Consider the following 13435-nt stretch of genomic DNA (forward strand, 5'->3'; position numbering starts at 1 on the left):
CCCGCCGGCTTCACCCCTGCCGGGCTTCCCGTCGGCCTCCAGATCGTGGGCCCGCCCCGCGCCGAGAGGAACCGTGCTCGAGACCGGTGCCGCCGGTGATGACCAGATCGTCGTGGTGGGGTGATACGACGAGGGTGTAGCGAGTGACGTGGCCAGGCTGACATGGCGAGGCCATGTACTGGTCGGACCGTGGTTGAGCAGGCCGAGCGCGAGGAGGGCGCAGCCGGCGCTGCGGCGCCGTGCATGTGTCGAGGCCCAGGCCGCTGCCGGCGCCGTGTCGGGCGATGCCGGGGGTGGCGAGAGGATAGGTCTCACCGGTGTAGGCGGCGCGGAGGTGTGCAGCCCGGCGGCGGAGTGAGGAGGGCACGGTGAATCCTTCGGTGCTGCCCGGCCAGCTGGATCACCACGCAATGCGCGTCAAGAACAACGATGAAGTGCGAAGTGGGTGCCCCGCACCCTCTGTTGGTGCCACGGAGCATCCGGGATGTCTCCGGCACGCGGTCCAGTCCTTCGCAGACCGGTGTATGGACACTACCGCCGTGTAACGCAGGACGTTGTCTGCGGCACGCATCATGTTGTTCTTGCCGCATGGCCAGCACCTGCAGATCTTGTCCCAGTGCTCCCTCAGGCGCATCGCTTCCCGTAGTTAGTGCCCGCGGCCGATGTGGATGGCGTCGAGTTCGGTGCGGGTGATGTTCTCGGTTCCGGTGAGGATGGCGAGGGTGGCTGCCTGGCAGATCAGCTGGGACAGGGCGAGGAAGTATCCGCCGGTGCGGTTGTGGAGGTACTCGTGGTGCTCGGTCAGGGCGTGCTTGGTCAGCTTGTGCAGGCTGAGGTGCTTCTCATACCCGGCCAACACTTGCAGCCATGTTTCTTTGTCCTGGGCGTTGAACGGGATCGGGTCGAGCCAGGTGATGGGCAGGAAGGAGTGCGCCGAGTCCTTTTGCGAGGTGTCCTGCTGGCCGGGGCTGTGAGTTGCGCGGCGTGTGAGGTGCCTCTGCACGGTGACCTGGTGGCGGTCGGCGATCGCGCGGGCTTCGTGGACGATGTCGCTGGCGCCGGTGCCGCAGAAGATCGTGGTGATGCCGAGCCGGTTGCGCAGGTAGTCGAAGTAGTGCAGGACCGGGGCTAGCTGGTGGGGCTGGACACGCTGGATGTCGTCGACGAGCAGCAGACGGGTGAGGGCGTTCTCCAGGACGTAGTTGACCGACGCTGTCAGGTCGGGATAGCTGCGCATGCGCAGGAGCTCGTTCTCGTTGAGGGGCTCGGGGTTGAGGCCGAGGAAGCAGGCGATCTCCCACACCCAGTTGACCTTGCTGTCGGTGTCGGCCGGCGCCAGGATGTGGACGACTGGGGTCTGCGCGACCAGGGCACCTTTGGTGCGGTCCTCGATGTCGCGCTGGACTGTGCGGCCGATGGCCCGCAGTAGCAGGGACTTGCCCGTGCCGCTCATTCCGTCGATCACCCGGTCCAGGATCCCCTCCCGCCGCTCACTGTTGACCATCACGGCCCGGAACGATGCCAGCAAGACCTCGTCGTAGCCCTGGTGGGACACCAGCCTCAGGTGGGCGTGGTAGGCCAGGCGGGGGTCGCTGAGGCGCGCGTCCTCCGTTGGCAGCGGGGGATGCTCGGCCAGACCGGGCTGAGTGATGTCTTCACGCGTGAAGCTGTTCCACCCCTGCCGGCGGTAGATCCATTCCGGGCGCATCGGCGCCAGCTGCGCCCGCTGCAGGGCCCGTTCCTCCTGCTGCTTCTGGAGCACCGCGGTGGCCTTCACATCTCTCCTTCAACGCTTTCGGTGATTCCGGGCAGGCCCGGGTCAAATGCGCGGGTAGGGGCCTTGTCGACGTTGTCGTCAGGCGCGGTGTCCGCGAACAGGGCAGCCAGCCCTTCCCTGTCGGAGGGCAGAGGGGCGGTGCTGGCCGGTGCGGCGGTCGGCCGCGCCGGGATCGGCAGGGATGCGTAGGGGGTGATCGCGTCCAGGTCGATCTCACCGATGCCGGTGTACGGGTCGGCCGCAGGCTCTTCGACGTCCAGCTCGGGGCCCTGGAAGGGGATCCACGGCCCGGTGCGGGTGTGGCGCGGGGGAGCGGTGCGAGTGCGACGGCGCCGTTCCTTCACAGCGAGGGCGATCGCGACCTGGTGCTCTTTGCGTCCGCCGTCGGCCAGGACCACGGCGGTGGCCTCCTCCCAGTGGTCCACGGTCCAGTGGACGTCGGTGAGCAGCCGCCGGTGGACGAAGTCCGCCTTGATCCACCGTCCCGGGCCGCGGTGGTCGTACAGCCAGGCGACATCGGGGCGGTAGGGGTTGAAGCGGGCTTCCCACCGGCCGCCCTTGCCCGGGCCGGCCAGCCCAGAATGCAGGCCGGCCAGCAGCCTCAGCTCACCCGCCTCGTTCTGGTAGGTGCGGTTTTCGATATCGAAGCCCTTGTCGGTGACCGTCACCCAGGCAGGCAGCAGCAGCTGACGGTTGTCCTGCGTTGACAGATGCCTGGGCCGGTAGCCGGCTCCAGGAACCAGCGCCGCGTACATCTCGTTCGGAGACAGCGTCACGCCCGGCAGCTCCGGGTGCTGCAACCCCTCGTGCGGCAGCTGCTGGTGTTCCAGGGCCACCCACTCGTGCGCCATCTGCTGGACCTCGTTGATGGTCCACAGCGGCTGGCGCTCGATGCCCCGCCCGCGCACCGCGTGATTGCGGCCGGTCCAGCCGGCGACGTGCTGGCTGAAGGAGTCGGCGCACGAGGAGAAGACCCGCTCGACGATCGGCTTGTCGTCGGGCTGCTCCTTGCGGGCATAGAGAAGGGTGATGCCAAGGAAGCTGCACACGTCCTCGAAGTGCTGGCTCAAATACTGACTGCCCTGGTCGACGATGATCGTCCTGGGATGGATCACCGGACGGGCCGCGGCGGCCTCAGTGAAGCGGGGATCCGCCTCACGCAGCTTGATGAACGGCAGCGCCGAGGCCTTGGCCGCGGTCAAGGGGTCCCAGCCGGGCAGTGTCGGCATGGGCGCATACGCCTGGGCGAGCAGGAGGACCAGGTCGAACGTTCTTGTCGCCCTGCCTCCGACCCGCTGCCCGGGTTTTCCCTCGCCCGTGAAGACGGGCACGATCATCAGCGCGACGATGCTGCGGGTCGCGACATCGATCAGGATCGTCATCTCCGCAGACACGACCTCCGCGTCGTCACCCAGGACCTTGATCCGCAGCGGGGTGGTGTCGATCTGCATGATCTGCCCGGGCCGCACCGCGTACGACGGGGTGTAGGGCTTCTTGGGCTTGCTCGCCTGAGAGGCCCGCTGCCGAGTCGTGCCGAGGAGGATGGCCGACAGTCCGAGCTCGTGCATCCGCTTGTAGAACGTGGAACGGGGCAGCCGCAGACGCTTCGCCTCCTGGGGATCGGCAAGCTCTTTCGCATACCGGGCTTCGACGCGTTCCTCGACCAGGTCGAATGCCCGCCCGATCCGGCCACCTGACTGGCGGGCCAGGATCGCGGTCACTTCCTGCATGATCTCCAGCAGGCGCGGGTCGGTTCTCCCGCCCGGCGAGGGTGCCCGGCTTTTACGCCCGTCGACGATGAGGACCAGAGGGTTCTCATCCGCCTGCTTCCACCGGCGCCGTTTGTCGTCCAGCGTGCGCCAGCTGATGCTGATGTCCAGCTCGTCGAGCTCGGCCGCCTTACGTCTGAGCCGCTGCTCCATCGTGGTGGTCGCCGGGTCGTATCCCGCCCGCGGGACACGACGGCCGGGCCGGATCCCGGTGTCGACCTCCTTCATGTGCCGGTGCCACATCAGCGCCTGCTTGCGCTCCTCTTTCCCGACAGCCAGCAGCACCCTTCCCAGCGGAGGCAGCCTAGTTCGTTCGACAGCGTCTCCCGCTTCGTCCAGCACGGCGAAGTCCGCCGACCCGGCCATCTCCCCGTACAAGGCCTCCACCAGGGCGGCAGGCTCCGCCAGCGGCTGCAGAGTAACCCCAAGGCCGGCGAAGGCGATCACACGGAACTCCCGCCCCCGCCAGCGCACCCGGTCGCCCAGACGCACCCGGTCGCTGTCGAACCAGCCCCACAGCTTGCGCTGAGTCATGCCGTCACCTCCGCCGTCCACACCAGCGGACCTTCAGGCAACGGCTGGTCCCAGTCGAACAGCAGCCGCCGCTGCCACATCAGCCCATACGCAAGATCGACAGCAGCCAGTTCCGGGACCCCGCACGCACGGGTGCCCTCGAACAGCGGCCGTCTGCGCCGAAAAGCATCAAGGACGGCCTGCTCCCGCTCCGGGTCCACCCGGTCGGCGAATCGGTAGTCCGCGAGCCACATCAGGTTCTCCATCCGCGTACCCCGCAGGACGGACCGCACCTGAACCTGCCAGCCCGCGGCCCGTGCGACCTCGTCGAGCGCCGCCAGGCGCTCTCGCCACTGCGGCCCGATCCCGCGCGGCGGCTGCACGACCACGGCACACCTGGAACCGTCCCGCATCCTTGCGACGAAGTCCGGACGCCACCGGTACTTGGCACGTCCCGACTGCCAGTGCAGCTCCACCGGCTCCCCGCTGAAGCGGCCAACATCCGGGTCGAAGTCCAGTTCCACCGCCACCCGCAGCCGGCGCCAAGACCCGCACACCACCTTCGACCGTGCCGACGACGGCCACGCCGTGATCTTTCCCTGCCGCCCGTGATACGCCACCGGATCCGTCGGCGGCTGCCTCTCCTCAAGGGCCACACCCCCCAGGCCGGCCGCCGTCGAGACGGTCAGCCCACCCCACTGGTCAAGGTGCCAGGCACGTACGTCCCGCAATATCGCCCCCATCTCGACCGACCCTGTCTGCTCCGCATGACGCGCTGCCCTTCGAGCACTGTCCCGGCTGTCTGAGCACGCACGCTGTCCCAGCACGTGAGCCCGCCCACGCGGGTACCGGCACTGCACGGAGCCGGGGAGCGACTTGGACCGGCGGTTGAGGAGCGGGTCACGACAAGCACGAGCGTTGTCCCAACGGCCCGGTCGGTGAGGCGAGCCGGCGGTGTCCCGGTGCAAGAGGCAGCCGTGTCCGCCGCTGTCCGGAGGCCAGCTGTGTTTCCGGGTTCGCTCGTGCCCGGTGGCGGTGCAGCCAGTCCAGCAGCGGCCCTCTGCCCGCCTGGACGTCCAGCTCCCACGAATCCATCAGTGCCTCGGCGTCGCCGAGCCACCGGGTGCGGGCGTCAGTGTCGCGGAGGTCCGACTGCTCGAACTCAACCATCAACTGAGCGAGTTGTGCCGCTTCCGGGTAGATCACCAGCGGCATCACCCGGGCGCTGCGGTCCTCCAGATCGCACGCCCACGCCCGGTGGACCCAGCGCAGCACCGTGGGCATCGTCCGCCACCATTCCGCCGCCACCTGAAAGGCGTCGGCGAACAACTCCTCGCCCGACCTGCCGAACTGTCTCTGCAGCCGGCCACGCTCCAGATGCGCCTCGACGACCTCGGGGAGCTCCGTCAAGGACAGCCCGTCCAGCGGCTCTGTGCGCGAGTCGTCGCACCACCGCGAGTGCCGGGCGCACACCCGCCAGCTGTCCGGCATCAGCCACCAGGCCGACTCCCTGACCCCGCGGGCCTCCGCGCATCTCGTGCAGCAGCGCACGAGATGCCCCTCCGGCGGCAGCCAGGGCCACTTCCACACCGCGTCCCCCTCGCCGGGCAGGCGGTGACGCGGCGCCAGCCCGGGCAGCACCCGTCGCAGCACGGCTGCCGGCTCACCGGCCAGCATGGCCAGATACTCAAGGCCGGGCCCGTTCACGTACATCTCCGTGCACTGCGGGTACTTCGCCACCCGGGCAGCATCCTGCGACGACGATCCCGTGCCCAGGCCCACCCGCTGGAGGAAGTCCGCCAGGCCCAGCCCGTTGGCGTGAGCCAGCCGGTTCACGAATGACCCCGTCGACTCACCGGGCAGAGGCAGGACCCGCATCGGCAGAGGCTGACGCGGACCGTAGAACCCCGGCATCTGCAACACCACGCCGTACCCCTCTTCCGTGACCGTCCCGCACGCCTGCGCCCTATCGTCGCCAGCCTCCGTGCAACCCGGTCAAGAGCCTCTAACTCCTTCGGGTGAATCCGGCGGCAACACCCCGACAGCTTCCCCGGCGCGAGTCCGAACCTTGATCCGCAACGTGACGATCCGCTGCCGGGAGGGCATCGTGGCCACGCTGACGAGCAACGGCCTGAGAACACCACTACGCGGCCACCAGACACTCGCCGTCGACGCCTGCGTGCATGAGTTCACCGCCGGCGCTCCCCGCGTGAGCGTCATCATGGCCACCGGAACGGGAAAGACCCTCGTCGCCCTCAACACGGCCCAGGAGACCGCTCCCCAGGGCAACGCGCTGATCGTGATGCCGACCCTGGACCTTCTCGAGCAGACGGCCGCGGTCTGGCAGAACGAAGGCCGCCAGGGGATCTACCTGGGCTACTGCGGGCGCGATGAAACCCACGTCCGATCGCTGCGCGGCGTCCTCACCATGATCCACGACCCGGGCGAACTCGCCCGTCGTGCGGCTCGCAGCGACGGTCCGGTGAACGTCTTCTGCACCTACCACTCACTGAACCACCTGGCCCAAGCCCACCGCGACCACCACCTGCCGCGCTGGGGCATCGTCGTCTCAGACGAGGCCCACCGCACCGCCGGCAACCGCCACAAAGCCTGGGGCGTCGTCCACGACAACGACGCCCTGCCCGCCCGCCACCGCCTCTACATGACCGCCACCCCGCGCATCTTCGACGAGAAAGCCGGCTCGCAGGCATCCCCCACCTGCGAAGTGGCCTCCATGGACGACCACAGCCTCTACGGCCCCGTCGTCTACCGCATCTCACTCGCCGAAGCGATCGACCAGGGCCTGCTCGCGGACTACCGCATCGTCGCCGTCGAGATCAGCGACGCCGAACTGCACCGCGTCCTCAGATACGCCTCCATCGCATCCGCAGGCGCCGAAGGAGTACGGGTAGCAGCCGCCCAGATCGCCCTGCTGCGCGCCCAGAAACGCTACGACCTACGGCGGACCCTGACCTTCCACCGCCTCATCGCATCCGCCGGAATCTTCGCCGAGACCCTCCACGAGACAGCAGCACTCATGCCCCCCGAGACGCGGGCGCCCCTCGTGGTCGGCACTGTCAACGCCAGACAGGCTCCCGCTGCCCGCCGACACGCACTGGAGAACTTCGCCTCTGTCGAGATGAACAGTCCCGGCAACAAGACCACCCCTCACCGAGCCGTCCTGACCAACTGCCGCTGCCTGGGCGAGGGCATTGACGTTCCCGGCATCGATTCGATTCTCTTCGCCGACTCCAAGCAGAGCTCACTCGACATTGCCCAGGCCGTCGGCCGCGCACTGCGCCAGAGCCCCGGCGACGACAAGATCTCCACCATCATCGTCCCCGTCTTCATGGAACCAGGACAAGAGCTCGAGGAAGGCGTCAAAGGAACCCCTTACCGCCTCCTCTACCAGGTCCTCATCGCCCTGAGCACCTACGACGAGCACGTCATCCACCGTGTCGAATGGGCTCTCTACCGCGATTACGAGGACGACCCGGGAGTCGCCGCCGGCCCCGAACGCGCCGACGAGATCATCCCCCTGCTCGGCCTCCAGGCCACCGGAGCACCCAACCGGGCATGGCAGATCGGATTCGAAAGCGCCCAGCTCTTCTTCGACACCTACGGCCACCTCGACGTCCCCAGCCGCTACCTCGGCCCCGACCGCTTCTACCTCGGCTGGTGGCTCGGACGGCAGCGCTCCCTGCGCATCAACCGCATGCTCCTGCCCGAACGCATCGACCAGCTCGACACCCTAGGCATGATCTGGCCCCACCCCCCGCACAGCATCGAGCGCAAGCTGCAGATCGCCCGCGACTACAAAGACCACCACGGCCACCTCGCCCCGCACCCCGAGGAATCCTTCGGCGGCATCCGCCTCGGCCGCTGGATCGCAGACCGCCGCCGCGAAGCAAACAAACGCACCCTGCCCTACGGCTACCAACGCGCCCTCAACGAGATCTACCCCTGGTGGAGCACATCCTGGCCAAAACACTGGCACCACACCTACGCCCAGGCCCTTACAGCCGCCCGCGCCGGCAACCTTCCCTTCCCCGACCTGCGCCCCGACACCGACGACACGGCCCTCACCCGCTGGCTCGACCAGCAGATCGACGCTCTGCCCACCCTCGACCCGGGCCAGCGTGAACTCCTCGGCGCACTCCCGCTGCGCCACCCCCTGGCCCTGCTTCTGCGCCGCCCCCGCGGCTACGCGGCACGGGCTTTCACCAGAGGGCTGCTCGCGGCACGCGCCTTCTGGCGCAGCCACCAGCACCTCGATGTCCCCTACGGATATCTCTGTCCCGACACCGGACTCCATTTGGCGCCCTGGATCGCAGCCAAACGCCGCGACCCGCTGCGGCTCACCCTCGAACAACGCCGCGCACTGGAAGCCCTCGACTTCCGCTGGATCCGCTGACCGAGCCGTCGGACACCCCGCTGCACAACTCGCGCCCGCGGTCCGAACGGGTCAGCGAAGACACTCTCGAAAAGCGCCGCTTCCTCATCGACTTCATGGCACGCGTGCGGGTACTTCGGCCCCTTGCCATCCTGGCTGGCCGCTCCGCCGACGGCCCTCACCACCTCGACCTCAACGTCAACCGCCGCGAAGCGCTGCTCACCTTCCTGGAAGCTCCGGCCTGCAGGTATGCGGGCCGGGACCAGAGAGGTGGCAGATGAAGGGGGAGGAATTCTAGCGGGCCGGCCCCTATCCGCGGAGCAGCTGCTTCGATCACACCATGCGGTGCGGCATGCCGCCCTACGGTAGGCCGGTGATGAACGGAATCATGCAATACATCCCGGTTGGCTACATGGGCAGCCTTGGGATCCAGGTCGGCAAGTACTACGGGCGACCGATGGACATCATCGCGCTGCAAAACACCGACAGAGTGCACAGCGACCTTCGATGCCCCAGCGTGGCCATCCGCAAAGAACAAGCCGAAAAGCGCCGTGCCCTGTTCGATGCGGACCTCGCATCACGTATGTGCAGCTGCTGTCTGGTGGAGGCCGACGACCCGCGCGAGGAAGGGCTGCGCGACGCCGTCATCGATCTGGTCTCCCTCCGTGAACTGCTCGACGAAGAAGCTGAGGAAGAGCAGAACCGTGAAGACCCTCAGTACGTTCCTGACTACCTGGGTGCGAACTTCAACGCGTACCACTGGCGCACCATCCAGTCCGACCTGACCAAGATGATCAACAGCCTTCAAGCCCACCCCTGGCTGCAGCACTGGGCATCTGCGGACTTGATCCGCGCCGCGGCATACACGGAGCGCCGGTGCATGGAGCGCAGAGGGCGCATCGACCTGGCCGTGATGGAGCGAACCGCAGCAACCCTGAGTGATCTCAGGCGGTCCACCCCCAAACTTGCATGGATGTGGTCGATCTGGCGGTCCAGAGAGGACTGCTCCCTTCCCAGTCCGGATGACGAGCACTATGAAAGAGCCGCTCGGATGCATCGCCCAGTCGCAGAAGTCACTTCGGCCGAACCGACCGTGACAATCGGCGTGCAACTGCCTCCCGTGCGGCTCGACTCGATCGGGCTCTATATCGGGGACACGCTGTCGGACTGGGAGCAGGACGCGATCGCTGCCTACAAGACAGCCGCCGACTGGGCTTCGGGGACCGTCACGCTGACGGCCCCACCCGTCGTCGCTCGCGAACTGCTGTGCCCGGCCAGGAACCTCGACCTTGCCGTCGTTGCGCAAGCCGGCAGCAGCTCTCGCCCACAGGCTCGACCTGAACCCTGAAACCGGCCTGGCGGCCCGACGCGGCGCACCTGTCTACATGTACCGCCGATCCCGACACCTTCCTGCGCCGGATTCGTATCTTCAGGGCCTGAATGCCACGGGGTGGGCGAGGAGACGGGCATGCCCGTAGTTCAGACTCCAGCCGTCGCCGATCGGTTGGACGCGGGCGCCGGCAAGTCCGATGACAGGGCCGGTGAGGGCGGCACGGAGGTCCTCAGGGTGCGGTTCGGAGTCCCAGTAACTGATCGTTTCAGAATGAGTTCGGCGTGAGGGCTTGGCGGTCGGGCTTGGTGGCGGCAGAGTGGTACGGGTGTCGGATGATCTTGTGCCTGATGATCTGTGGGAACGCATCGCCCCGCTGCTGCCACCCCGCCCGCCACGGCGCCACCGGTATCCCGGGCGCCTGCCCGCAGACGACCGCGCCGCCCTGCGAGGCATCGTGTACGTGCTGCGCAAGAACGTCAGCTGGAGAGACGTGCCCGCCGAGCGGACCGGCTGCAGTGGAGTGACGGCCTGGCGGCGGCTGCGGGACTGGACCGAGGCCAGCGTCTGGCCCCGCCTGCACGAAGTCCTCCTGGCTGAACTGCGCAAGGCCGGCCTGCTGGACATGGATGACTGCGCGATCGACGGCTCGCACATCAGGGCGTTGAAAGGGGGGCTCACACCGGACCTTCGCCGGTCGACCGCGCCCGGCCGGGCAGCAAGCACCACCTGATCGTCGACCGCCACGGCACACCCCTCGCCGTCACCCTGCCCGGTGGAAACAGGCACGACGTCACCCAACTGACGCCGCTGCTGGACGCGATCCCCCGCATCCGCGGCCTGGTCGGGCGGCCGCGGCACCGGCCGGGCCGGCTGTTCGCCGACCGCGGCTACGACTACGACAAGTACCGCCGCATCCTGCGAGCTCGGGGCATCACACCGAAGATCGCCCGTCGAGGTGTTCCGCACGGCTCGGGGCTGGGCAAGACGCGCTGGGTTGTGGAGCGGACCTTCGCCTGGCTCCACCAGTTCAAACGCCTCCGGATCCGCTACGAGATACGCGCCGACCTCCACCTCGGCCTGCTCCAACTCGCCTGCAGCATCTTCTGATTGCGACGCCTCCGAACCTCATTCTGAAACGATCAGTAAGCAGCGTACCCGCGAGGAGCGCGGCCTGTCTGATATGTGTGCGCTCGGTAAGCCCCGTCTTCAGGGTGTTGCTGAGTGCCGGCTGAGAGACGACGCTCAGGTATGGAGGGCAAGAGCATGGATCCTGCCGTTGCTGCCTGTGACGTATGCCCTGCCGTCCACAAGCAGCGGGCCGCCTTGCCGCGCCTCATCCCACATCACCTCGGCACGCCATACCTCCCTTTGCGAGCGGGCATTCCAGCCGTGCAGGACCCCGCCGCGATGGCCGCCGTAGACGATTCCTGAGGCGGTGAACGGAGCCGAGGTGAACGAACCAGCGGTCTTCTTCCGCCACAGCTCCGCCCCTGTGTCTGCGTCCAGAGCAATAAGGCACCGGGGTTGCCACAGCCCCACGTAGACGACACCGGCATCGGCGTGAGCAGCTGCTGCTACTCGTCCGAATGCGCCCGGCGCCGTCCGCCAGCGATCGCGACCGGTGCCTGTGTCCAGGGCGATCACGCCATCCGCCGTGGTGAGGTAGAGGGAATGATGTCCTGTCGCCGGCCGCCCGATGAGTTCCCCGGTGAAGGCAGATTGCCAGCAGGTCTGTCCGCTGAGTACGTCCAGAGCGGTGATCCTGTGCGAGTCGGCCTCGTGTCGGCTGACCACGTACACGCGTTCGCCGAGAACGGACCAGTGCAGCAGAACACCGTCCTGCTGCTCGTGGACCCATTGCAGGGCGCCGGCGGCGGTGAAGGCCCACAGGCTGCTGTCCTCGGCAGCGCCGCCGGCGCTGCCACGCGTCCCGGTCTGCAGGAACAGCCTGCCTGCGTGTACCTGTGGTGGAGCGATCGGGAGTCCGCTGACGGGCAGAGTCCACAACAGCACGTGAGACACGAGGTCAACCGCATGGACGTGCGCATTCGGAGAGGCGGCGAACAGCGTCCCGTGATCGACCACAGCCGCGGCATCCAGCATGTGAGCGGGCAGCGGCTGCCCCTTTCTGCCCGCACGCAGGTCCACGGACACAATCCTGCGTTCCCGGTCCGCCACGAAGACCTGACCGCCACCGATCACCGGCGGGGAGTTGAAAGCTGTCTGCAGCGGCCGCGTCGGCTCACCTGTCACCGCGTCGAACCCCAGGAGCCAGTAGCCATCGCGCACCACCAGAGTGCTGCCGGCCAGCACAGGCTGCACAGCCTTGCCACTCACGGTCGACTGACTCCACACCACGACGTCCTGCCGACCGCTCGCCGCCGTACGCCTCGCTCCGGATGCCGCGGTTGGGCGAGCCGGTACACCGGGAACGGAAGCCACCCCTGCGGCGATGACAGGGCCGGCCGGAGAGACGAAGTAGGGAAGGCCTTCAAGGTCTGCCTTCAGCGAGGCCAGGTCGACCTCTGATCCGCTCGGAGCGTAGATGCCCACGAGCTCCGCAAGGTGTGAGAACAGCGCATCGGCTTCCGAGGCAAGCCCTTGAGGGGTGAGCCGCTGCAGCCGCCCGACGGCCTGTGTCCTATCGGAGAGGTCCGCTCCTTCCAGACGCAGCTCGATCAGTGAGAGCTTGCTCAGCAGACGCCATGCCAACTCGGTCGGCCGTTGCATAGAACCGTTGGCGCGCCCCGCGGGCAAGGCAGCGGCCACCAGCGCATCGAGCTGCACCAAGCGGTCACGTACCTCCTTGCTCGCGTGGCCGCCTTGGGCCATGCGGCGCCGGAACTCCCCAGCGCTCGGCGCTGCCGCGGCCACGACGGCCAGATCCGCCAGCTGGTGCGCCGGACGGCATGCGGGCACAACCGCGAGCGCCAACCTCCGCCGACCGCTCCGCAGCAGAGGCCACTGGCTGATCACAACATCGAGGAACGCCTCCACCAGCTGCACCGACTTGGCGTCGCTCGCGACCAGCCGCGGCCGCCGACGCACTCCCACCGACAGAAGGTGCTCAGCCCCCGCCGAGCTCCGCCCGCGAACCAGGATGTCGTCCACCCGGCTGATCGCATGGCCCTGGAAACGTACGTGTGTGGGAGTGATGTGATCACCAAGCGCCGGCACCGGCCGGCCTGTGAGGAGATGGGACAACAGCACGGCGCCGAACCGATGCTCAAGCACGATGCCGCCGCCACCGGTCGAGTACGGACCTGCGGACTGCGCTGCTCCGACCGCAGTCATCTCACGCACGACCTGCGCGAGGTTCGCCGCATACGACAGACCGTTGTGCCGGGTCAGCTCCTTGGCCTGCTTCTTCGCATGATGATTGGGGTTCACGGGTCGTCCTTCCGCCAGCACGGTCCCGTGACCCGGCTGCAGAAGCGAACACGCGCCGGGAAGACCCTGTGCTGCTGCTCAGCCACTTTCGGCTCTCAGTTCATGACGTGGTCACGGGCCACGCCGGAGCCGGGGCCGTCACAGGCGGCCTCCGGCAGGACAACGGGGTATCGGCCAATGGAGTTACGGGGCGGAGCGGTGAGTGTCCCGCGTATGTGTGTTCATGGCTCTAGCCGTGGCAGGAGGGGAGCTCTGAACAG

At 67.9% G+C, this 13435-nt stretch carries 8 protein-coding genes; 3 read left to right on the forward strand and 5 right to left on the reverse strand.

Annotation, left to right across the window (positions count from 1 at the left end):
- Positions 1–646: 646 nt before the first annotated feature.
- From ACQYWQ_RS30295 to ACQYWQ_RS30310, 4 genes are all read right to left on the reverse strand, one after another.
- Positions 647–1777, reverse strand: a complete 1131-nt coding sequence (locus ACQYWQ_RS30295; protein WP_431039002.1) for an ATP-binding protein — start codon at positions 1775–1777, stop codon at positions 647–649.
- Positions 1774–4080, reverse strand: a complete 2307-nt coding sequence (locus ACQYWQ_RS30300; RefSeq protein WP_431039003.1) for a transposase — start codon at positions 4078–4080, stop codon at positions 1774–1776. Before ACQYWQ_RS30300 ends, ACQYWQ_RS30295 begins: the two co-directional genes overlap by 4 nt.
- Positions 4077–4802, reverse strand: coding sequence for a TnsA-like heteromeric transposase endonuclease subunit (locus tag ACQYWQ_RS30305; protein ID WP_359754204.1), 726 nt, complete (start codon positions 4800–4802; stop codon positions 4077–4079). Before ACQYWQ_RS30305 ends, ACQYWQ_RS30300 begins: the two co-directional genes overlap by 4 nt.
- 157 nt (positions 4803–4959) lie before the next feature.
- Positions 4960–5985, reverse strand: coding sequence for a TniQ family protein (locus tag ACQYWQ_RS30310; RefSeq protein WP_401739013.1), 1026 nt, complete (start codon positions 5983–5985; stop codon positions 4960–4962).
- 142 nt (positions 5986–6127) lie between these two features.
- Here ACQYWQ_RS30310 and ACQYWQ_RS30315 point away from each other — a divergent pair, with 142 nt between their 5' ends.
- From ACQYWQ_RS30315 to ACQYWQ_RS30325, 3 genes are all read left to right on the forward strand, one after another.
- Positions 6128–8473 carry a Helicase associated domain protein gene (locus ACQYWQ_RS30315; RefSeq protein ID WP_431039004.1) on the forward strand — a complete coding sequence of 782 codons (2346 nt, stop codon included), beginning with the start codon at positions 6128–6130 and terminating at the stop codon, positions 8471–8473.
- 352 nt (positions 8474–8825) lie between these two features.
- Positions 8826–9800: a hypothetical protein gene (locus ACQYWQ_RS30320; RefSeq protein ID WP_431039005.1), complete on the forward strand. Its 975-nt coding sequence runs from the start codon at positions 8826–8828 to the stop codon at positions 9798–9800.
- Between the two features lie 310 nt (positions 9801–10110).
- A protein-coding gene (locus ACQYWQ_RS30325; protein ID WP_431039006.1) for an IS5 family transposase occupies positions 10111–10892 on the forward strand; the annotation gives its coding sequence in 2 pieces (ribosomal slippage) (positions 10111–10450 and positions 10450–10892; 783 coding nt in all).
- 135 nt (positions 10893–11027) lie between these two features.
- On the opposite strand, the gene ACQYWQ_RS30330 is transcribed toward ACQYWQ_RS30325, so the two are convergent.
- Positions 11028–13175 carry a PQQ-binding-like beta-propeller repeat protein gene (locus ACQYWQ_RS30330; RefSeq protein ID WP_431039007.1) on the reverse strand — a complete coding sequence of 716 codons (2148 nt, stop codon included), beginning with the start codon at positions 13173–13175 and terminating at the stop codon, positions 11028–11030.
- Positions 13176–13435: the final 260 nt, after the last annotated feature.

This window comes from Streptomyces sp. P6-2-1 (genome assembly GCF_050613165.1).
In the GTDB taxonomy this organism is placed as follows: Bacteria; Actinomycetota; Actinomycetes; order Streptomycetales; family Streptomycetaceae; genus Streptomyces.